Origin of the sequence: Methylophilus sp. 14 (assembly GCF_015354345.1) — a bacterium.
Taxonomy (GTDB): Bacteria; Pseudomonadota; Gammaproteobacteria; order Burkholderiales; family Methylophilaceae; genus Methylophilus.
In genome coordinates this window covers 201,421-221,856 of the sequence record NZ_JADKYS010000003.1, presented here as the reverse complement: position 1 = coordinate 221,856, position 20,436 = coordinate 201,421, and the positions used below count along the sequence as shown (strand labels likewise).

The following is a 20,436-nucleotide window of genomic DNA, read 5'->3' as shown; positions in this document are numbered from 1 at the left end:
AGGCATGTTAAAAGTTTTTCTGTAAATCCATGCCTGCATATAACTGCCCTACTTCGTCATAACCATTAAACAGCCTGGTTTTAATGCGCCCGGCAAACAAACCAGCCCCGATACGTTTTTCTGAGGATTGTGTCCAGCGCGGATGATCTACCGCTGGATTCACATTGGCATAAAAACCATACTCACGCGCGCTGGCTTTCATCCAGCTGGTATGCGGCATTTGCTCGACAAAACGGATTGTACTAATCGCCTTGGCCCCTTTAAAACCATATTTCCAAGGCACCACCAGCCTTACCGGCGCACCGTTCTGGTTAGGCAACACTTTGCCATACAAGCCCACTGCCAGAATGGTTAGCGACTGCATGGCTTCATCCATACGCAGGCCTTCAATATAGGGCCAGTCCAATACAGGAATGCGCGCACCTGGCATATGGCGTGGGTCATTGTAAGAAATAAATTCAATATACTTGGCATTGCCCGTGGGCTGGGCCCAATCAATCAGCGCCTTCAATGGCAGCCCCACCCACGGAATCACCATAGACCAGCCTTCCACACAGCGCATGCGGTAAATACGCTCCTCCAGCGGTGCCAGCTTCATCAACTGCTCAATACCAATGGTTTTGCTTTGCTTCACCGCGCCTTCAATTTTGATCGTCCACGGCGTCGGTTTAAACAACACGGCCTCACGCGCAGGGTCTTCCTTGCCGGTGCCAAACTCGTAATAATTGTTATAACTGGTCACATCCTCAAAGCTGGTCAGTTTTTCTTCTTTGCCAAAAGCGGTCTTTTGAAAGTCCAGCGTCTGCGCCGCATAGGCCTGCGCGGGCAACAACAAGCCTGCGGCTGCGGCACCAGCTGCTTTCAGCACCGTGCGACGCTGCTCAAATAAGTCTTGCGGCGTGATCTCAGATGGCAAAATACCGCTAGGATTGCGGCGATTGTTATCGAGTAGCATAGAATTTCCAGTCTGGTGATGATGTATGCGTATTTGTCGCATATGACAGGAAAACCTTACAGGGGATTCGTGAGAAAAGGTAAATCTTTTGATAGCAGGGACTGATGTTTGATCGTTGCGTGCTGCCGATATATACAATTAATAGTTCACGCAGTTAAACAACATCACTGATGCCCTGGTTCCCATTCAGGGTAAACCTTCTCAGCAGGCGCATCACAGAGCCAAGGAACTGTATGAGATGCCCAGATTTGGAACTCAGGTCTAATGAGTGGATCATCGTCTAATGTAGCCACGCGAAGCACTAAATAGTCGCGGCCATCTCGACGAGCAATCAGATGGCTTCCACAATTTGAGCAAAAAAATCGTGTTTTACCTGGCGAGGACTGGTAACCAGTAAGCAGATGTTCGCCTTTTAACCAGCGAAAGTGGCTGTACTTGACCGAAGCTGCAGTATTGAATGCAGCAGCATGTGCTTTTCTGCATGTATGACAAGCACAGTGCGCAATGGCTGAATCCAATTGACTCACTTCGTACTCAATTGATTTGCACAGGCAAGAACCTCGCATATTTGGCCTTAGGTAAATAAATACTTAGCTATTCTGCTTGCAACAGCAACGCATCCAACTCAGCATCTTTTAACTTGGCCGCCATGGTTTCAGCTTGTTTAACCAATGACGCAGCGCCCGCAGCATCGCCTTGCGCACGCTTGCTTTCTGCCCAATAAATGGCAGTTTTGGCTTCGTAGAACTCACCACCATTGTCATGCGCATACTCCATCAGGCGTTGATAGGTTTTGTCTGCGCTGGCGTAGTCTTTTTTTGCAGCAAACAGCTTGCCCAACGTCAAGCTCGCTTCTGCATACTGGTCTGGCGTGCCTGACTTGCGCAACATCATCACGCCCTTGAGTTGGTATTCAATGGCTTTATCGGCTTGTTGCAGTTGTTGGTAGACCATGGCTTCGTGGATATAGCTGTCAGCACGCTCGTCATCGTTCATGGCCAGTTTTTCGCCGGTTTCAAATGACTTTATAGATTCAGCATATTGGCCAACTTCGAAATACGCCTCGCCGATCAGATTGTGCGCAACGCGGGCATAGCGACGCATATTTTGCTGCTCGCTGAGTTTGAGGGCTTGCAGGTAGCTTTCTAGGGCAGCTTCATGTGTCTTGGCTTCAAGCTGTGCATTGCCTAGCAACATATAAGCAGAAATCAGGTCAAGGCCTGTCGGTTTCAGACTGATGGCTTGTTTAAAACTTTGTTGTGCCGCGGCATTTTGTGCCAGGGCCGACTGTGCACGGCCTTTACACAGCCAGAATTCCGCCTGGCTGACATGCTGCTCTGCGACTTGTATGGCTTGTGCATACTGCTGATTTTGAACCGCGCTATCGCATGCTTCCAGGGCAGCATCCTTAGCCATAGACTCATTAATAATCAATAAATTAAGAATTAATGTTAAAGTTAATTTTGAATTCATATTAAAACAAGTCCGATTGTGTTGGTAAGGTTTCTGACGTTAACTGGGGAATTGCTTCGGGTGCCGCAGGTGCCTCTGCAGATGATTGCAGCATCGCGAGCAAGGCCGATTCATCTAGCACCGGGATATTCAGCTGCTGTGCTTTTTCGAGCTTGCTACCAGCCTCTGCCCCGGCAACAACATAGCTGGTTTTGGCCGACACGCTACCACTGACTTTACCACCCACGGCTTCAATCATGGCCTGCGCCTGGTCGCGCTTGAGTGTCGGCAAGGTGCCGGTGAGCACAAAGGTTTTGCCAGCAAAGGTAGCTGATGCGGTGGTTTTGGCGATATCGGCCCAATGCACGCCAAGCGCACGCATCGCGGCAATCACTTCCCGGTTATGTGGCTCCTGAAAGAACTGATAAGCGGCTTCTGCCACAATCGGGCCGACGTCGTTGACTTGCATCAGCGACGCCACATCGGCAGCCATCAAGGCATCCAGATTACCGAAATGCTGCGCCAAGTCTTTGGCGGTTGCCTCACCGACATTGCGTATGCCTAATGCGTAAATAAACCGCGGCAAGGTGGCTTGTTTGCTTTTCTCAATCGCCGCCAGCACATTCTGCGCAGACTTCTCAGCCATGCGCTCTAATTCGCTTAATACAGGCAGGTTCAGGCGGTAAACATCGTCCAGGTGATGCACCAGGTCGCGCTCTACCAGTTGATCGACCAGCTTCTCGCCCAGACCCTCAATATCCATGGCACGGCGGGAGGCAAAGTGGGTAATGGCCTGTTTACGCTGCGCCGGGCAAATCAGGCCACCGGTACAGCGCGCCACGGCCTCATCTTGCGGCCGTACGACATGTGAGCCACATTCCGGGCATGCAGATGGCATGACAAATACGCGCGCATCTGCTGGTCGCAACTCAGGCTTGGCGGACACCACTTCAGGAATGACATCCCCTGCCCGCCGTACAACCACGGTGTCACCGATGTGAATATCTTTACGGCGTAACTCGTCTTCATTATGCAAAGTGGCATTGGTGACGGTGACGCCGCCGACAAAGACGGGCTTCAGGCGCGCCACAGGCGTAATCGCCCCCGTGCGGCCAACTTGCACGGCAATATCTTCCACCACCGTAATCGCCTCTTCAGCAGGAAACTTATGCGCGATTGCCCAACGCGGTGCACGCGAGACAAACCCCAGTGCATCCTGCTGGCTAAACGCATTCACCTTATAGACCACGCCATCAATATCAAATGGCAGGCTGCTACGCTTGGCACCAATCTCGGCATAATAGTCACGCAAACCTTGTGCGCCGGTTTTAACCCCGCGCAAGTCAGAGACTGGGAAACGTAAATCGGCCAGGTATTGCATGGCCTCAGCATGAGAATGCAGCTCAGGCACACCTTCGCTGGCACCCAGGCCATAGGCAAAAAAATGCAGGGGCCGCTTGGCGGTAATATTCGAGTCTAGTTGACGCAAACTGCCTGCCGCGGCATTGCGCGGGTTGGCAAATAGCTTGGCGCCAGCGGCGGCTTGTTGCTGGTTAAGCTTTTCAAAGTCTTTTTTCAGCATCAGCACTTCACCGCGCACTTCAAGCAAGGCTGGCGGCTGCGCAATATTCAAGCGACCAGGAATGGCGCGTATGGTTTTCAGGTTATGCGTCACGTTTTCGCCAGTATAGCCGTCACCACGTGTCGCACCTTGCACAAACACACCGTGTTCGTATGTCAGCGTGATCGCCAGGCCATCAAATTTGGGTTCTACGGCGTAGACTATTTGCGACTGATCTGTGCCTTCTCGCACACGACGGTCAAACGCCTCGAGCTCGTCATCACTAAAGGCATTATTGAGCGACAGCATGGCCTGCCGGTGCTGCACGCTGTCAAAAGCAGACAGCGCCAGGCCGCCTACACGCTGGCTGGGCGAGTCTGCTGTAATGAGTTCGGGATATTGCTGCTCGATAGCCAGCAATTGTCGGTAAATGCCATCGTATTCATTATCACTGACCAGCGGCGCATCCAGCACATAGTAGTGATAATCGTATTCGGCAATGCGCTGCTTAAGCTGTTGTAAAAGCAGCGCAGCTTCTTGAGCTGGCATATCAGGAGAACAGGCGTTTGGCGTGGCTGCTGCCAGGAGTGATTCCCTGTGCAGCCATGGCATTGGAAATATTTTTCAGTTGCTGGCGGATCTTATCCAGTTGCGCATCACCAATGGCCTTGCGGTTCACATCAATCATGCTGGCACTTAAACTGCTCGCCATGCTGGCAGCAATCTCCACCATATGGTCAAACACACGCAAGCTATTAGGTGTGGTAGGAATATCCAACTGAAAGGTAACACCCGTCATCACGGCCGATTTCAGCATATCAGCCGAGAACGGTTTACCTTCGTAGTTGCGCACAGAAAACTCAAGCTGACCCTCGGTGTTGAAGAGCTCAAAGCGGCCATCTACGCTGAGTTGCATGCCACATGCTTCGGCCAGGCCACGCAACTTGGTCGCATGAAACATGCCCTGATTAGCCAGCACATGAAATTCGACGGCTTTATCCACCTCAATACAAAACGCATCAATCGACTGCGACTGCACTGACGGCTCATAACCACCCTGCCAGTGCACGGTCAAGCCCAGCGCACGCGCCAAAGTTTCCATCGATTTCTGGAAGCGTTTAAGGGTTTCCTCATCGACCGGGCCACCACGATCGGCCAGTTGCAAACTACAGGCGACCTGGCTGGCCGGGGTCTGGTCTTGCAGCGCTTTCGCATCTAACACCAAGACATCTTGCCAGTCACCAGTGATGGAGTTTTGTGCCCATAAGGTGGCATGCTGGGGGAAAGTTCTAACCTCAGCTTGCATATCCTCCAGCTCGACCAGCATCACGCCCAGCGGCGCATCAATCAGCCCTACCCAATCCATCGCCGTATGCACAGCATCTGGCAGCACAGAATCCTCTATATGCGCAGGCATGGCAGGCTCATCTTCTGCTGCATCGTCAGGAAAATCTAATGCGGGTTGTTCAAAGGCTGGTGCCGGAATATCATCGAAAGATTGCGCGACCGGTGCGCTTGCCTCAGGCTTGACTGAAATCACAGGCTCAACTTTAGCCGCCTGGAAATTGGCAGGCTCAGCCTTGGCGGAAGATGGCTTGGCAGAGGCAGGGGCTGCCGGTTCAGCAGGCTGCTTGTTTAAATTCAAGCCGTTTTTATCGAAGCTGGCGGCAGTCGCCGCATTGATTTTTGCTTTGGCAGACTCACCCACCGTGAAGTCCGGCTCGACCTTGGCTGACTGGCGCACGCGTGGCTCAGACATCCAGCCTTCGACGTCCTCTGAAACGACATGTTTATCGGTATTGGCTTTTTTAAGCGGCTCTTTTTTCAGGCTATCCGCTTTAGCAGCATCACTGGTTTTCGCAGCAGCAGCGTCGCTATCCAGCACATCACCACGGGTATGGCTAAAACGATATTCAACGTCTCTGCGATATTTTTTTTCCTGCCACCAGTTAAAAACTACCACTGCCAGAACGATGCTGACCCCAAGCAACACCAATATCATCCACAAATCAGACATGTGACCTTACAATCCTTAATAACGCTTGCATAATAATACAACAAAACTGGCATTAAGCCGCATGCATGCGTATTGCCTCGTCGATATCCACATCGACAATCCGCGATACGCCAGACTCCTGCATGGTGACCCCAATCAACTGTTGTGACATCTCCATAGTAATTTTGTTGTGTGACACAAACAGGAATTGGGTTTTTTCCGACATCACGCGCACCAGTTGGCAAAAACGCTCAGTGTTACTGTCATCCAAAGGCGCATCCACTTCATCCATCAGGCAGAATGGTGCCGGATTTAATCTAAACAAGGCAAACACCAGCGCCATTGCCGTCAGTGCTTTTTCACCGCCAGATAATAATTGTATGGTGGTGTTCTTTTTGCCTGGCGGCTGCGCAAATACCTGTACGCCGGTATCCAGGATCTCGTCACCAAGCAATTCCAGCTTGGCATTGCCGCCATTGAATAAAGTCTGGAACAATTCGCCAAAATTGCGGTTAGCTTCATCATAGGTCGCACGTAATTTGCCGCGCGTTTCGCGGTCGATTTTCTGGATCGCCTCTTCCAGCGTTTCACTGGCGGTCAGCAAATCCTTTAACTGGCTATCCAGATAACCCTTGCGCTCTTTTTCCACCGCCAACTCTTCAATGGCCGCCATATTGACTGCCCCCAATTGCTGTATCTGTTGCTGTAATTTTTGGGTATTTTGCGCCAGTGCTTGCGCCTGGCTATCCAGGTCCAGACCTTGCTGAATAAGCGCCTCTTCCAGGCCGGTCTCTACCAGCGCAGACTGGCATTGCTCCACTTGCAGGCGGCACTCCTGCTGTTTAAGGCGGCGCTGTTCGACGGCATCGCGCAGAGGGTGTAACTGCTGCTCAACCTGCAGCCGGTGTCGATCTTGTGCCTGCAAGGCGCTTTCCTGCTCGGCAAACTGGTTGCGCACGAGCGCAAGCGCTTGTTCAGATGCGTTTTGCTGTGTCAGCGCGTGCGCCAGATTCGCCTTGAGCGCCTCCATATTGCTGATTGCCAGCGCCTGCTCAGTCTCAACCAGGCGGTGCTGTAAGTTGTGGCTTTCCTGCTCGTTTTGCGTCAAGCGTTGCTGCAAGTCACCGACGGCATTTTTAAGTAAGGTTTGCTCAAAGACTTGTGACTGATGCGCTTTTTCGGCCTGCTGGACGGTATCGCGCAAATTAAAATAGCTTTGCTCAGCCTGCTGTTTTTGTGCCTGTGTTTCACGCGCGGCATGTTCCAGGTCGGCCATTTGCGATTGATGCCGGGTAATAGCGGCTTGCGCCTGCGCAAGCTCTTGACTCAAGTCGCGCTGACGAGCTTCAGCCTGCGCAATGTCTTGCTGCAAAGCAGTCTGGCGACGCAAGGCATTATCGTGCGCCTGCTGCTGGCGGGAGACTTGCAGTTGTGCTTCGTGGATGCTGGTAGTGAGTTGTTTAATGCGCTGGTGACTTTGCTGTTGTTGCTGACGAGTGGCCTGCAAACTGGCCTCCAGCGATTGCACTTGCTGCTGCGCCGCCGTGACATCCACTTGCGACTGACTCAACCCAGCTTGCAACGTATCCAACTGCTGCTGGCGCTCCAGCACGCCTTGCATTTGATTTTGGCGACCATAAAATACGGCGCTATATCGCTGGTAAACATCGCCACGCTTGGTCAACAAGCTGATGCCGACGGGCAATTTGGATTGGTAATGCGCGAGTTGCTGCACATCATCCAGCACATACACCCCGGCCAGCCATTGCTGCAGGGCCGCAGAAACGGCGGGTTGCTTGATGGTCAATAAACTATAGAGACTGGGCAAGCCATGCCATTGTTCAGGTAATGCCTCTGTCGCCGTTGCCGCCTGAGCAACCGCCAACGCCGCTTGCGGATGCGGCAATTGCGACCAGTCGGTGAGCGTTTCCGGCAACAGTGCATTCAACTTATGGCCAAGAAACACTTCCAGGGCAGGCTGCCACTGGCTATCCACCTGTATCGCCTGCCACAGGCGTGGCGCTGATTGCATGCCGGTTTTCTGCAGCCACGGGCCTAATTGCTGATCCTGCTTGATACTTTGCTGTAACTTTTGTAGCGACTGAATCTCAGCTTCCAATTGGTGCAGCGTCCGCTGCGCCTGTTGCCAATAGCTACGCGCTTGCTGCAATGCCTGCTGCTGTGTATTTTCTTCTGTGCGCAACTGGGTCAATTGCTGCTCTTCGTGTTGCAAGGCGGCTTGCTGCTCAGCCAATTGTTGCTGATGCGCGCCCAGCGCCTGCATATCTGGCAACGCCCACTGCCCCAGCTCATTCTGCAACTGCTGTAAACGTTGTGCGACGTCAGCCAGGTTACGCTGGATAAAATTCACATTATTTTGTTCCAGTTGCATCTGCTGGCGGGTTTGCTGCACCGCTTGCTGCGCCTGGTTCGCAGCCTGCTGAAACGCCTGCAACTGGCTGGCCTGCTCAGGCAAACCTTGCTGCATGCCTTGCAAATCTTGCGCCTGCTGCTCAACGGCCCCTTGCGCGGTGGCCAATGCCGTGGTTTTTTCCGCCAACTGTAATTGAAGCTGTTTCTGTTGCTGCGCCCTATGCTCCATTTGCCGTAATAATTGCTGCTGCTCTTGCAACAAGCGGTCGCGCGCCTCTTCAGATTGCTTCACCTGCAAGCCAAGATTGGACACCTGTGAATTCGCCTCGTAGAAGGCGGCCTGCGCCGCATGTAACTGGTTAGCCGTTTCCTGATGCTGCTGGCGTAACTGCTCAAGTTGCAGCTCATGGTTACGCAAGCTGGCCATTTGCGCCTCCAACGCATTCACGGCCTGCTCAACCGCCTGTGAAGCGGTTTCATGCGCCAGCACGGCATCGCGTTTACGTAACCACCACCATTGTGCCTCGGCCAATTGATGCGCCTGCTGCAATGCCTGAAACTTTTGCGTGACCAAAGCCTGGGCTTCCAGCTTGATAATCTGCTTGTTCATTTCACGTGAAATATCTTCTACCCGTTCCAGGTTTTCACGCGTATCGCGCAAGCGCAGCTCGGTCTCTCGCCTGCGTTCTTTATATTTGCTGATGCCAGCGGCCTCTTCCAGAAACACGCGCAACTCTTCCGGTCTGGCTTCGACGATGCGTGAAATCGTATTTTGGCCGATGATGGCATAGGCACGGCCACCCAGGCCGGTGCCCAAGAATAAATCGGCGACATCGCGTCGGCGCACAGCAATATTATTGATGTAATAGGTAGAGCCCTTGTCGCGCTCAATCACGCGCTTGACGGCGATTTCGGCATATTGGCTCCATTCACCATTGGCGCCACCCAGACTGTTATCAAAAATCAGCTCAACACTGGCACGGGAGATCGGTTTACGGTTAGCGGATCCGTTAAAAATCACGGCATCCATGGCGTCGGCACGCATTTCTTTGGCCGAAGACTCCCCCAGCACCCAGCGTACAGACTCCATGACATTTGATTTGCCACAGCCGTTCGGCCCCACCACGCCCACACGTTGCCCATGCAAATGTATGGTGGTCGGATCGACAAAAGACTTGAACCCCGCAAGTTTTAAATGTGTCAGACGCAAAGTAAGAAAAACGCTTATAAGAATTTGAATGGTAGCTTAGGCGTTATAATACCCATTTTTATCAAGAAACAACCAAGAAACGTGAGTGCAATGAACGAACATTTACTCGGTGGCAAGCCAACTGCCCAACCAGTGAAAACACTGGAAACATTCGACAACCCGAATCCTAACCGCGATTTCCATATCCATATGGAAGTACCGGAATTCACCTGCCTTTGCCCAAAAACCGGCCAGCCCGACTTTGCGGTGATTTACCTGGACTACATCCCAAACAAATTGTGCGTGGAATTAAAAAGCCTGAAACTCTATATGTGGTCGTTCCGTGACGAAGGCTGCTTTCATGAAGCCGTCACCAACCAAATTCTCGATGACCTGGTCAGCGCCATTGATCCGAAGTTTATGCGTGTCACCGCCAAGTTTTATGTGCGTGGCGGCATTTTTACCAATGTCGTGGCAGAACATCGCGCCGCTGGTTGGCAGCCACAGCCTTATGTGGAGTTATCGCAATTTTCCGCACAAAGTAATATCCGCGGATAAGCGAATGCATAAAATAAAAAAACCGGCATGGCCGGTTTTTTATTGCGCCAACCAATCAGCTGTCCAATCAATACATGCGCAATATCAACCCTATTTTTCGATTGTGTTTAAAAAGACATTGGGGAGGTGGCTTGATTTAGCCCATCCCTAAAAACGCATAGAAACTCTGCACAGATAATAGCGAATGCTATCCGTGCAATCATTTGGATGTGTGAATTTATTGTATAAACGAAAAAACCTCATATGTGACAGTTAACTGTTACATATGAGGTTTCATATATATAAATCACACTTCTGCGATTTAACCACTTGAGTGGATTTGGCGTCCCCACGGGGATTCGAACCCCGGTCGCCTCCGTGAAAGGGAGGTGTCCTAGGCCTCTAGACGATGGGGACCTAAGAAATTTAACAACCCGTGCATTATACCAGTTTTTCAAATAATTAAAATATTTATTTTTAAAAAAATTCAATATTTTCAATCACTTGGTGGAGATAAGCGGGATCGAACCGCTGACCTCTTGCATGCCATGCAAGCGCTCTCCCAGCTGAGCTATACCCCCGAATCCCTGGTAATGCAGCTCTTTGTTTTGCAGTGCAATTCAAAGAAGGCGCCATATTAATGATGGCTAGAAGTCTTGTCAACGGCTTTCAACATAAATCTTTAAAAAAACTGTATATCGCTTTGTTTGCCGTGCTGACCTGCTGAAAAAATCAGCAAATCAGCCGGTGGTGACGAGCATTATTTGAGGTAGGGCTTGATCTTGCCCATGATGTCTTCGCTCTCAGGCCGTGTCATGCTATTAAACGAATATACTTTTTGCCCGCCAGGCAGAATCACATATTTATAGAAATTCCATTGTGGCGCCTGCCCTGTTTGCTTGATCAATTGTTGATACAAAGAGTTGGCGCTACTGCCGGTGACGCTGGACTTCTCTACCATGGGGAATTTGACGGAATATGTCAGCTTGCAAAAGTCACCAATTTGCTTGTTATTGCCCGGCTCTTGCCTGAAGTCATTAGACGGAAAACCAATCACTACCAGGCCTTTGTCCTTGTATTGGTCATATAAAGACTCCAGCGCTTCAAACTGTGGCGTGAACCCACACTTGCTGGCGGTATTCACAATCAGGATGGGTTTGTCCTGAAATTGACAAAAATCGACAGTTTGCCCCTGCAGGGTTTTAAATTGGTGTTGGTATATTGGCAGGCATTCAGCCTGTGCCAATGAATAGCCTCCCAAGCCCAACAACATGAATATCACACCTCGCATTGCATCTCTCCTGAAATTTTTGTGTATGTTATGCCTTTACAGACAGCCAGTTAGCTTGATTGTTCTGTATGAATGGCGCATATTTTACTTTTTTTAATAGTTGCCGTTAATAAAATTGTAAGGAACAAAACTGATGATTGGCATAGTCTATGCTAATGCATTATTAAGAACAGTAAGGACTGACATGTTTGAGTAAATTAACGATGTACTGGGAGACCACCATGTTACAAAAAGCAACGCCTACCGACAAATTTAAAAAAATTGATCAAATGCTGGAAGATTTTGCTGGCGATGAAGTCGATGATTTCGAATCCAGCTACGGGAGCTATGAGAAGAGCCACAAGCACTACTCTGCTGACGAAGATGCTTTAATGAATATTGACGACCTGTATTAATCTGCCCGACCCTTTGCATGCAGGCCATAGCGCCTGACAACGTCATCACGCACAGCATGAACCAATTGGCTGTGCTGCAAGGTTACTGATATATCGTTGCCTGATATAATGCAGGGATGGAAATTACTACACGCTTGGAATTCGATGCCGGACATCGTATTCCTGATCATAAAAGTCAATGCCGCAATCTGCACGGCCACCGTTACGCCATAGAGATTACGCTCTCGGGTGACATCATCAATGCTGAGCATGCCTCAGAGAATGGCATGGTGATGGATTTTGCCGACGTGAAGCGCATTGCCCGTGAAACGATTGTTGACCGCTGGGATCATGCTTTCCTGGTCTATCAGGGAGATGCTGCTGTTCTGGACTTCCTCAACAGCCTGCCCAATCATAAAACCATTATCTTCCCGACCATTCCTACAGCCGAAAACATGGCTGCGGAAGCTTTCAGGTTACTCAAGGCGCAATACACTGACACCTTTGGCAACCACCTCAAGCTGATGAAAGTCAGGCTCTACGAGACGCCCAATAGCTGGACAGATGCCTTTGACCAGGCTTAGCTAACCGCCAACTCGGCCATCACCTGATTTAACGCGATTGACCACTCAGGCAAAGTCACGCCAAACGTTTGCTCAAGTTTGGCTGTAGAAAGCCTTGAGTTTTGCGGACGCTTGGCTGGCGTTGGATATTCAGCTGCCGCAATAGGCTGTACCTCGTTCACCGCCAATGGCGGCCAACCACGCACACTTTCTAACGCGCGATACTGCGCCACGATTTCACTGGCAAAACCGAACCATGAGGTTTCGCCACTATTCACCAGATGATACACACCACTTTGTGTCACATCCTCCTGGTTCCAGCGCGTGACTAGTTCTGTCACGGCCTTGGCGATCGCCGTATCCGCAGTCGGTGCGCCGTACTGGTCTGCCACAATACGCAAGTGTTCGCGCTCCTGAGCCAGGCGGATAATTGTTTTGAGGAAGTTTTTACCATAGCTGCCATACACCCAGCTAGTGCGTAGAATCAGGTGCGGCACCCCTACACGCCGAATCGCCTCTTCACCAGCCAACTTGCTGGCACCATAGACGCTGAGGGGATTCACGGCATCGGTTTCAGTATAAAGCGCATCCTTTGCACCGTCATAGACATAATCAGTAGAAAAATGAATCAAGCCGGCATTGAGTGTTGCGGCTTCCTCGGCCAATATGCCAGGCGCTGTCGCATTAATGGCATAGGCCAGTTCACGCTCAGACTCCGCTTTATCTACCGCCGTGTAGGCCGCCGGGTGAATGATTAAATCTGGGACGATTTCACGCACTGTTCGCCTGATATGCTCAGGCTGCGTTAAATCCAGTTGCTGGCGGTCACAGGCCAGTACTTGCCATTCATTGGCTAGCTCTAAAGCCAATTGCTGCTGCAATGCGTGACCCACTTGACCGCTGACACCGGTTAAAAAAATTTTTTTCATGGTTATCTTGAGAATAGATCAGAGGGCATCAAACTTAGGTGCATCTGCCCAGAACAAGCCTTGTTGATCCTTGGCTGACAGGCTAGGCGCCTGCGTCAATGGCCAGTCCACGCCGACCGTGGCATCATCCCATTTCAGGCAGGCTTCATGCTGTGGCGCATAATAATCGGTAGTTTTATACAAGAAGTCCGCCGTCTCTGACAAGACGACAAAGCCATGGGCAAATCCAGGTGGAATCCACAACTGGCGGTGATTTTCCGCGCTCAAATGCGCGCCTGTCCACTGGCCAAAGGTCGGTGAGTTGCTACGCATATCTACCGCCACGTCAAACACCTCCCCTTGCACCACACGCACCAGCTTGCCCTGTGGTTGCTGTAGCTGGTAATGCAGACCGCGCAACACGCCTTTGCCAGAGCGTGAGTGGTTATCTTGTACAAATTGCACATCTAGCCCGGTGCAGTCTTTAAAGGTGTTGGCATTAAAGCTTTCGAGGAAAAAACCACGCGCATCGCCAAACACTTTAGGCTCCAGAATCAACACCTCTGGAATCTTGGTTGCAATCACTTGCATTAAAACACCTGCTCTTTGAGAATTTGTTTCAGATATTGCCCATAGCCGTTTTTGGCGTATTTATCGGCCAATTTATCCAGTTGCTCAGCCGTGATAAATCCCTGGCGGTAAGCAATCTCTTCCAGACAGGAGATTTTCAAACCCTGGCGTTTTTCTATGGTCTGGATAAAACCACTAGCTTCCAGCAAAGACTCATGCGTGCCGGTATCCAGCCAGGCCATACCACGCCCCATCACTTCAACATTGAGGTCACCCCAGGCCAGATACTGTTTATTCACATCGGTAATTTCCAGCTCGCCACGCGGTGAAGGCTTGAGGTTTTTGGCGATTTCGACCACACGCTGGTCGTAAAAATACAGGCCGGTCACGGCATAACGCGATTTAGGCTGTGTCGGTTTTTCTTCCAGACTGATCGCGGTGCCTTGCGCATCAAACTCGACCACGCCATAGCGCTCAGGATCATTCACCGGATAGGCAAACACTGTCGCCCCCTGCTCACGTTGCCCTGCTGCCATGGCCATTTCACCAAGCTCATGGCCGTAGAAAATATTGTCACCCAGCACCAGTGCACTGGTATCGTTACCAATAAAAGACTCGCCCAGGATAAACGCCTGCGCCAAACCATCTGGCGAGGGTTGTACCTGATATTCAATGCGCATGCCCCATTGGCTGCCATCGCCCAATAACTCTTTAAAACGCGGCGTATCCATGGGGGTAGAAATAATCAGCACTTCGCGTATGCCTGCCAGCATCAATGCTGACAAGGGATAGTAAATCATGGGTTTGTCGTAGACCGGCAACAATTGCTTGGAAACCACTTGGGTTACCGGATACAAGCGGGTGCCAGAACCACCGGCCAATACAATGCCTTTTCTTGCCATTATGCGAGCTCCTCTCCACGTTCGTGGTAATTCTTGTTGAGCCAATGCTGATATTCCCCGCTGGTGACACGTGTCACCCACTCATGATGCTCCAGATACCAGCGCACGGTTTTACGGATGCCAGTTTCAAAGGTTTCTTGCGGCTTCCAGCCAAGTTCCTGCTCAATTTTGCTAGCATCAATGGCATAGCGTGCATCATGGCCTGGACGGTCCTTAACAAACGTCATCTGGTCGCGGTAACTGCCTTGCGCTTTAGGACGTTCCTGGTCGAGGATGTCACACAAGGTATGCACCACGTCCAGGTTGGTTTTTTCATTCCAGCCGCCGATATTGTATGTTTCGCCTGGCGTGCCTTTAGCCAGCACTTCGCGAATGGCACTGCAATGGTCTTCTACATACAGCCAGTCGCGGATATTGCTGCCATTGCCGTAAATAGGCAGCGGCTTGCCAGACAAGGCATTGTGAATAACCAGCGGAATCAGTTTTTCCGGAAAGTGATATGGACCGTAATTATTGGAACAGTTGGTGGTCAGGGTGGGCAAGCCATAGGTGTGGTGATAGGCACGCACCAGATGGTCAGACGCCGCCTTGGAGGCCGAATACGGACTATTCGGCTGATAAGTATTGCTCTCTTTAAACGCCGGATCATTCGGCCCCAGTGAGCCGTACACTTCGTCGGTAGAGACATGCAGAAAGCGGAACTGCGCTTGCTCGTCTACCGGTAAGGCTTGCCAATATGCGCGCACCTCTTCCAGCAAATTAAAGGTACCCACGACATTGGTTTGAATAAAGGCATCAGGCCCATGAATAGAACGGTCAACGTGGCTCTCGGCGGCGAAGTTGAGTACTGCACGTGGCCTGTGGGTTTCCAGCAAGGATTTCACAGCTGCCCTATCACCGATATCCGCGTGCACAAAAATATGGGCAGGGTTTTGGCTAATGCCAGCCAGGTTTTCCATATTGCCAGCATACGTCAATTTATCCAGGTTAATCACTTTGCCCAGCTTATGCCGCACCCAGGCATTCACAAAGTTGCTGCCAATAAAACCGGCACCGCCGGTGACTACAATGGTTTCTGTGAGCATAAAAGACCTACATTCAAAGTGATTTTACTGATTGATACATTTCATACTAGCGCATGAACAGGCCATTCAAAGACATGATTAACACATATGACACCGCGTTAATCAGCCACTAAAGCGGCTACCAGGGGCTTGCACCCGCCTTGGCTAAGCCTGCAATATATTGTTGATGCGCACCCAACTCCTCTTCATCTGCAGTGACCAGCTTTAATGCAGAAAAGTCTACGGCCAGATTGGCATGTGTCGCTTGCTCTACCGGGCTGGACAACTCCATCAGCAGGCTCTCCTGGCCGCGCGTCATGGCGATATATACTTCCGCCAGCAACTCCGCATCCAGCAAGGCGCCGTGCAAGGTACGCTGCGAGTTATCAATGCCAAAGTGTCGGCACAAGGCGTCCAGGTTGTTACGTTGGCCTGGCCGCATTTCCTTGGCCATTTTCAAGGTGTCGATAATGCCGCTGACATAGGTTTCCAGCTTGTCCTGGCCCAGCTTGGCGAGCTCCATATTTAAAAAGCCAATATCAAACGGCGCATTATGGATAATTAACTCGGCGCCACGGATAAACGCCACAAACTCTTCGGCAATACTGGCAAATAAAGGTTTGTCTTGCAAAAACTCCAGCGAAATACCGTGCACCTCTTGCGCGCCGGGGTCGATCTCGCGCTCGGGATTAATATAAATGTGGAAATGACGCTGGGTGGGCCGGCGGTTAAAGATTTCTACCGCGGCAATTTCAATAATACGATGCCCCTGGTCAGGATATAAACCGGTGGTTTCCGTATCGAGAAAAATCTGTCTCATCAATAACCCCTCTTAACTCGCCGCAACCGTCAGCACGCCCTGGTTAGCCAGTGCATCCGCACGCTCATTGCCTTCATTACCGGCATGGCCTTTTACCCAGATCCATTCGATCTGGTGCGCGACTGCCAGTGCATCCAGTATTTGCCATAAGTCGGCATTTTTAACTGGTTTTTTATCCGCCGTACGCCACTGTTTCTTTTTCCAGCCTGCCAGCCACTCTGTCATGCCTTTTTGTACATAACTGGAGTCTGTATACACCTTGACCTGTGAAGGCTTTTTCAATGCCTGCAGGCCTTGAATCACCGCCATCATCTCCATACGGTTATTGGTGGTCAGTGCTTCACCGCCAAACAGTGACTTTTCGTGTTCACCCGCTTTGAGCCAAACGCCCCAGCCCCCAACGCCTGGGTTACCCTTGCAGGCACCATCAGCGTACATTTCTATCCATTGTTGAGTCGACATCCGCGCATTCTAACTGTTTTTGCACTTGTTTTTGTATGCTGGACTGGCCTTTTCGCACCTGTAAAGCATGGTTGAGCGGTGATTTTTTCCAGTCAGGCTTGAGCAGACGCACATTCAAGACCCTTTTTTTGGCAATCAGAAAATACACGCCTCCGGTCATGCCACAGGTGTGCCGCCCCCAGCGCTCAAGGCAAGATTGCCGCGCCAGCCACACCGGGTCATTGATTGGCAAGGCATGAATCAAACTACCACTATGCACGACTTCAAAGCCAAGCACACTTAGCCAATCACGGATGCGCCAGGCGGTAAACAGGCGCTCAAAGTGCCCGGCCTGCTTAAATTGGCCCACCCGAGCGCGCAACCCCAGGCAGCTGACTGGTGTGATGCCAGTCAGCACCACCGTGCCCTCAGGCACCAGCACGCGAAACACCTCACGCAAAGTTTGTTGCGGATCAGCACACTGCTCTAGCACGTGCGGCATGCACACCAGGTCAACTGACTGTTCGGCAAACGGCAAGAACTCGCTTTCACACAATAGTGAAGCATTCGGCGTCGCCGAGAGCTGTAAGGAGTGTTTATAAGGGATGCGGCAATGTTCAAGTAAATCGTGCGTCGGCCAGCCTATCTGCAAGGCATGGAATCCAAACACATCTGCCACCGTTTGTGCATACAGCGGAATCTCGCGCTGGGCAATATAGCGGCCCAACGCCATGGCATCAAAAGCAGTTTCATTTAAGCTGGCTGGCTGGCTGGATTGCAAGATGAAGCTCCCAAAAATGCCAGAAATAACACAAAGTGTAAAACAGGCGGCTAAACACGATTGTGCCTTGACAATCATGATCATTTTTTCAATGATGCGGGATGCACGACACTTCTGCAAGCATAGAGATCACCGCACTGCCCGCTTTTAGCGATAATTATTTATGGCTGATTCACCGCGGTCAATATGCACTGGTGGTTGACCCTGGCGATGCCGAGGTTGTTGAGCAGGCCTTGCAGGCGCGCCAGTTACAGTTGGATGGCATCTTGCTTACCCATCACCATGCTGACCATGTCGGCGGAGCCGCAGCGCTACAGAAGCACTGGCAATGCACCGTCTACGCCCCTGAGAGCGATCACCCAGCTTATCAGTCTCTGCAGGCCACACGCGTCAAACAAGGCAATCGCCTGGCATTTAAACACTTTGGCGCTCTCAATTGCGACGTACTGGCCCTGCCCGGACACACGCTGGACCATATTGCCTATTACCTCAATCATCAGCACTTGTTTAGCGGCGATGTATTGTTTGGCGCAGGTTGTGGCCGCTTGTTTGAAGGCACGCCGCCGCAAATGTACGCCTCATTGCAACAGATCGCAGCGCTGTCGGCAAACACGCTGATCTACCCTGCACATGAATACACCGCGCACAATATTGCTTTTGCGCAAACGGTAGACCCCGACAATGCAGACTTGCAGCAACGCGCGCGCCATACCGCACACTTGCGCGCGCAGAATCTGCCTACCTTGCCCACAACACTGGCGCTGGAGTTAGCCACCAACCCGTTTCTGCGTTGCGAGGCCTTGTCACAACAAGCGGCTTTTCAGCACTGGTCAGCGATTGATGTGTTTACCGAGCTGCGCGCACGGCGCAACCACTTTTAATGTATAACCTTTCTGTAGACATAAAAACTTGTCTCACTGAAAAATTAACGTAGAATGATGTCCTCCTTAAAGCGCTTGTATGCGTTACGCCAATCACGTGCTGGTTGGCATGGCCCTAACGGCCACCCGGGTTTATCAATGCATGTGCAAGTTTTTCTCAGTATTACCTTGTGCAACAGTCTCAGGATTAAGTATTACCGTCATGCGTTTTAAAAAATTACTGCTATGTGCCGCCCTTTCAGCCCTTCCATTATTGGCATTGGCTGAATACGTAGAGCCAGCCAGCATGTCGGATGACAACGGCAGTTATGATGAAAGTTATGGCGGCCCGGAATCAGAAAACTACAACTCCAGCTACCAGTTTGAAGACTCGTTAACCCTGCAAGACAGTCTGTGGGACCGCGTGCGTGACGGCTTCAACATGCCAGACATAGACTCCACCTATACCAACAAGCACGAGCAATGGTATGCCTCGCGCCCGGACTACGTGTCACGCATGCTGGAGCGCAGCAAAAAGTACCTCTACCATATTGTGGTTGAAGTCGAAAAAAGAGGCATGCCGACCGAAATTGCGCTGCTGCCCATGATTGAAAGTGGTTTTAACCCCAAAGCGCTGTCTACCAGTAAAGCCTCAGGCATCTGGCAATTTATTCCGTCTACCGGCAAAGACTTTGGCCTTAAGCAAAACTACTGGAAAGATTCGCGTAAAGACGTCACTGCGGCCACCCAGGCGGCGCTTAACTACCTGCAAAAACTCTACACCATGTTTGGTGCCTGGGACTTGGCGCTGGCAGCCTATAACGCAGGTGAAGGCACCGTAGCGCGCGCGATTGAGCGCAACCGCCAGTTAGGGCTGCCCACCGACTACCAGCATTTGTCTTTGCCTGATGAAACACGTAACTACGTGCCGAAATTGCAGGCGATTAAAAACATTATTTTCCGCCCGGAAAACTATGGGCTAACGCTCAACGAGATTCCTAACAAACCGTATTTCACCACGGTGCAAGCGCCCAACAAAATTGACGCCAAGCTGGCGGCTGAGCTGGCAGGGATTTCACTGGAAGAGTTTAATGCGCTGAACCCCAGCTTTACGCGCCCGGTGCTGATTACCGAAAACAGCTATCAAAAGCTATTGCTGCCCACCTGGGCTGCCAGCAACTTCACCAATAACCTCAGTGGTTATAACCGGCCATTATCTAACTGGCATAGCTACCAACCAAAACGTGGCGAGCGCCTGGGCGCCATTGCCAGCCAGTTTGGCATCAGCATTTATGAGCTGAGCGCCACCAACAACCTCAAGCCTAACCGTAACCTGATTGTGCGCAGGCCTTTGTTGGTACCGGCCAGTGTGCAATCTGGCCTGACCAGGCCGATTGATGTCGCCGCCATGGCACAATTGCCGATTGAGATCCCTGTAGAAAGAGAATCCAAATCTGTATCTATCTCGCATAAGGTGAAACAAGGTGATACATTGGCAAAGCTGGCTAAGCGTTATGGCATCAGCAGCAAACAAATCATGCAGCAAAATCACCTGAAGTCCAAAAACCTGGCCGTTGGTCAGGTGTTGCAGCTGGAAAAACAGGAAAGCAGCACAAGCAGTGCCAGCCAGTCACATGGCTCAAAAACCAGCGCGAGAGCGGGTCATAAGAAAACAACGGCTACCAGCAAAACGCGTAGCAGCGGGCAATCCTCTACGCACAAAAAAACCACGACAACACATAGTAAAAAAACCAAACACTGACACGGCGAGACACCATGACGAATCGATGCATGACGAA

At 51.1% G+C, this 20,436-nt stretch carries 19 protein-coding genes and 2 tRNA genes; 5 read left to right on the top strand and 16 right to left on the bottom strand.

What is annotated here, in order from left to right:
* Positions 1 to 7 precede the first annotated feature (7 nt).
* The 6 genes from msrP to smc all read right to left on the bottom strand — a co-directional run bounded on the left by msrP (position 8) and on the right by smc (position 9,547).
* On the bottom strand, positions 8 to 955 hold the full coding sequence (gene msrP / locus INP78_RS09390; protein WP_194741936.1) for a protein-methionine-sulfoxide reductase catalytic subunit MsrP: 948 nt from the start codon (positions 953 to 955) through the stop codon (positions 8 to 10).
* Positions 956 to 1,119: 164 nt separating this feature from the next.
* Positions 1,120 to 1,521 (bottom strand): GFA family protein, encoded by a 402-nt coding sequence (locus INP78_RS14720; protein ID WP_194741935.1) that lies wholly within the window; start codon positions 1,519 to 1,521, stop codon positions 1,120 to 1,122.
* 28 nt (positions 1,522 to 1,549) lie between these two features.
* The gene (locus tag INP78_RS09380) at positions 1,550 to 2,371 is read right to left on the bottom strand and encodes a tetratricopeptide repeat protein (RefSeq protein WP_194741934.1); all 822 of its coding nucleotides are present in this window, start codon (positions 2,369 to 2,371) and stop codon (positions 1,550 to 1,552) included.
* Positions 2,372 to 2,429: 58 nt separating this feature from the next.
* On the bottom strand, positions 2,430 to 4,517 hold the full coding sequence (gene ligA, locus INP78_RS09375) for an NAD-dependent DNA ligase LigA (protein ID WP_194741933.1): 2,088 nt from the start codon (positions 4,515 to 4,517) through the stop codon (positions 2,430 to 2,432).
* Between the two features lies 1 nt (position 4,518).
* On the bottom strand, positions 4,519 to 5,985 hold the full coding sequence (locus INP78_RS09370) for a cell division protein ZipA C-terminal FtsZ-binding domain-containing protein (RefSeq protein ID WP_194741932.1): 1,467 nt from the start codon (positions 5,983 to 5,985) through the stop codon (positions 4,519 to 4,521).
* Positions 5,986 to 6,037: 52 nt separating this feature from the next.
* Positions 6,038 to 9,547 (bottom strand): chromosome segregation protein SMC, encoded by a 3,510-nt coding sequence (smc, locus tag INP78_RS09365; RefSeq protein WP_194741931.1) that lies wholly within the window; start codon positions 9,545 to 9,547, stop codon positions 6,038 to 6,040.
* Between the two features lie 90 nt (positions 9,548 to 9,637).
* Between smc and queF the strand changes: the two genes are divergently transcribed.
* A complete protein-coding gene (gene queF, locus INP78_RS09360) occupies positions 9,638 to 10,084 on the top strand; it encodes a preQ(1) synthase (RefSeq protein WP_194741930.1) in 447 nt (148 codons plus the stop codon).
* Positions 10,085 to 10,404: 320 nt separating this feature from the next.
* Here the strand turns inward: queF and INP78_RS09355 are convergent.
* The 3 genes from INP78_RS09355 to INP78_RS09345 all read right to left on the bottom strand — a co-directional run bounded on the left by INP78_RS09355 (position 10,405) and on the right by INP78_RS09345 (position 11,336).
* A tRNA-Glu gene (locus INP78_RS09355) sits at positions 10,405 to 10,480 on the bottom strand.
* A gap of 88 nt (positions 10,481 to 10,568) precedes the next feature.
* Positions 10,569 to 10,644: transfer RNA gene (locus INP78_RS09350), tRNA-Ala, on the bottom strand.
* A 179-nt stretch (positions 10,645 to 10,823) separates the two neighbouring features.
* A complete protein-coding gene (locus INP78_RS09345) occupies positions 10,824 to 11,336 on the bottom strand; it encodes a glutathione peroxidase (RefSeq protein ID WP_194742192.1) in 513 nt (170 codons plus the stop codon).
* A 239-nt stretch (positions 11,337 to 11,575) separates the two neighbouring features.
* Between INP78_RS09345 and INP78_RS09340 the strand changes: the two genes are divergently transcribed.
* Together INP78_RS09340 and queD are read left to right on the top strand one after the other, a co-directional pair.
* Complete coding sequence (locus tag INP78_RS09340; RefSeq protein ID WP_228519760.1) at positions 11,576 to 11,749, top strand: hypothetical protein; 174 nt, start codon at positions 11,576 to 11,578, stop codon at positions 11,747 to 11,749.
* Between the two features lie 116 nt (positions 11,750 to 11,865).
* Complete coding sequence (gene queD, locus INP78_RS09335) at positions 11,866 to 12,312, top strand: 6-carboxytetrahydropterin synthase QueD (RefSeq protein WP_194741929.1); 447 nt, start codon at positions 11,866 to 11,868, stop codon at positions 12,310 to 12,312.
* Here queD and rfbD read toward each other — a convergent pair.
* The 7 genes from rfbD to INP78_RS09300 form a co-directional block, all read right to left on the bottom strand.
* Positions 12,309 to 13,226: a dTDP-4-dehydrorhamnose reductase gene (gene rfbD / locus INP78_RS09330; RefSeq protein ID WP_368667985.1), complete on the bottom strand. Its 918-nt coding sequence runs from the start codon at positions 13,224 to 13,226 to the stop codon at positions 12,309 to 12,311. The genes queD and rfbD overlap by 4 nt on opposite strands.
* Positions 13,227 to 13,238: 12 nt before the next feature.
* Positions 13,239 to 13,790 carry a dTDP-4-dehydrorhamnose 3,5-epimerase gene (gene rfbC, locus INP78_RS09325; protein ID WP_194741927.1) on the bottom strand — a complete coding sequence of 184 codons (552 nt, stop codon included), beginning with the start codon at positions 13,788 to 13,790 and terminating at the stop codon, positions 13,239 to 13,241.
* Positions 13,790 to 14,671 (bottom strand): glucose-1-phosphate thymidylyltransferase RfbA, encoded by an 882-nt coding sequence (gene rfbA, locus INP78_RS09320; RefSeq protein WP_194741926.1) that lies wholly within the window; start codon positions 14,669 to 14,671, stop codon positions 13,790 to 13,792. Before rfbA ends, rfbC begins: the two co-directional genes overlap by 1 nt.
* Positions 14,671 to 15,756, bottom strand: a complete 1,086-nt coding sequence (rfbB, locus tag INP78_RS09315; protein WP_194741925.1) for a dTDP-glucose 4,6-dehydratase — start codon at positions 15,754 to 15,756, stop codon at positions 14,671 to 14,673. Before rfbB ends, rfbA begins: the two co-directional genes overlap by 1 nt.
* Before the next feature lie 118 nt (positions 15,757 to 15,874).
* The gene (dnaQ, locus tag INP78_RS09310) at positions 15,875 to 16,555 is read right to left on the bottom strand and encodes a DNA polymerase III subunit epsilon (protein WP_194741924.1); all 681 of its coding nucleotides are present in this window, start codon (positions 16,553 to 16,555) and stop codon (positions 15,875 to 15,877) included.
* 12 nt (positions 16,556 to 16,567) lie between these two features.
* A complete protein-coding gene (gene rnhA, locus INP78_RS09305) occupies positions 16,568 to 17,017 on the bottom strand; it encodes a ribonuclease HI (RefSeq protein WP_194741923.1) in 450 nt (149 codons plus the stop codon).
* Entirely contained in the window at positions 16,983 to 17,777 is a 795-nt protein-coding gene (locus INP78_RS09300) for a class I SAM-dependent methyltransferase (protein WP_194741922.1), read from the bottom strand. The genes rnhA and INP78_RS09300 overlap by 35 nt, the downstream gene beginning before the upstream one ends.
* A gap of 101 nt (positions 17,778 to 17,878) precedes the next feature.
* Between INP78_RS09300 and gloB the strand changes: the two genes are divergently transcribed.
* Both gloB and INP78_RS09290 read left to right on the top strand, forming a co-directional pair.
* The gene (gene gloB, locus INP78_RS09295; RefSeq protein WP_194741921.1) at positions 17,879 to 18,658 is read left to right on the top strand and encodes a hydroxyacylglutathione hydrolase; all 780 of its coding nucleotides are present in this window, start codon (positions 17,879 to 17,881) and stop codon (positions 18,656 to 18,658) included.
* Positions 18,659 to 18,737: 79 nt separating this feature from the next.
* Positions 18,738 to 20,399: a transglycosylase SLT domain-containing protein gene (locus INP78_RS09290; protein ID WP_228522776.1), complete on the top strand. Its 1,662-nt coding sequence runs from the start codon at positions 18,738 to 18,740 to the stop codon at positions 20,397 to 20,399.
* Positions 20,400 to 20,436 lie beyond the last annotated feature (37 nt).

Excerpts from the sequence above, each read along its gene's own strand:
- msrP (WP_194741936.1), bottom strand. The coding sequence starts at position 955 with ATGCTACTCGATAACAATCGCCGCAATCCTAGCGGTATTTTGCCATCT.
- INP78_RS14720 (WP_194741935.1), bottom strand. The coding sequence starts at position 1,521 with ATGCGAGGTTCTTGCCTGTGCAAATCAATTGAGTACGAAGTGAGTCAA.
- INP78_RS09380 (WP_194741934.1), bottom strand. The coding sequence starts at position 2,371 with ATGGCTAAGGATGCTGCCCTGGAAGCATGCGATAGCGCGGTTCAAAAT.
- ligA (WP_194741933.1), bottom strand. The coding sequence starts at position 4,517 with ATGCCAGCTCAAGAAGCTGCGCTGCTTTTACAACAGCTTAAGCAGCGC.
- INP78_RS09370 (WP_194741932.1), bottom strand. The coding sequence starts at position 5,985 with ATGTCTGATTTGTGGATGATATTGGTGTTGCTTGGGGTCAGCATCGTT.
- queF (WP_194741930.1), top strand. The coding sequence starts at position 9,638 with ATGAACGAACATTTACTCGGTGGCAAGCCAACTGCCCAACCAGTGAAA.
- INP78_RS09345 (WP_194742192.1), bottom strand. The coding sequence starts at position 11,336 with ATGTTGTTGGGCTTGGGAGGCTATTCATTGGCACAGGCTGAATGCCTG.
- INP78_RS09340 (WP_228519760.1), top strand. The coding sequence starts at position 11,576 with ATGTTACAAAAAGCAACGCCTACCGACAAATTTAAAAAAATTGATCAA.
- queD (WP_194741929.1), top strand. The coding sequence starts at position 11,866 with ATGGAAATTACTACACGCTTGGAATTCGATGCCGGACATCGTATTCCT.
- rfbC (WP_194741927.1), bottom strand. The coding sequence starts at position 13,790 with ATGCAAGTGATTGCAACCAAGATTCCAGAGGTGTTGATTCTGGAGCCT.
- rfbA (WP_194741926.1), bottom strand. The coding sequence starts at position 14,671 with ATGGCAAGAAAAGGCATTGTATTGGCCGGTGGTTCTGGCACCCGCTTG.
- rfbB (WP_194741925.1), bottom strand. The coding sequence starts at position 15,756 with ATGCTCACAGAAACCATTGTAGTCACCGGCGGTGCCGGTTTTATTGGC.
- dnaQ (WP_194741924.1), bottom strand. The coding sequence starts at position 16,555 with ATGAGACAGATTTTTCTCGATACGGAAACCACCGGTTTATATCCTGAC.
- rnhA (WP_194741923.1), bottom strand. The coding sequence starts at position 17,017 with ATGTCGACTCAACAATGGATAGAAATGTACGCTGATGGTGCCTGCAAG.
- gloB (WP_194741921.1), top strand. The coding sequence starts at position 17,879 with ATGCACGACACTTCTGCAAGCATAGAGATCACCGCACTGCCCGCTTTT.
- INP78_RS09290 (WP_228522776.1), top strand. The coding sequence starts at position 18,738 with ATGCGTTACGCCAATCACGTGCTGGTTGGCATGGCCCTAACGGCCACC.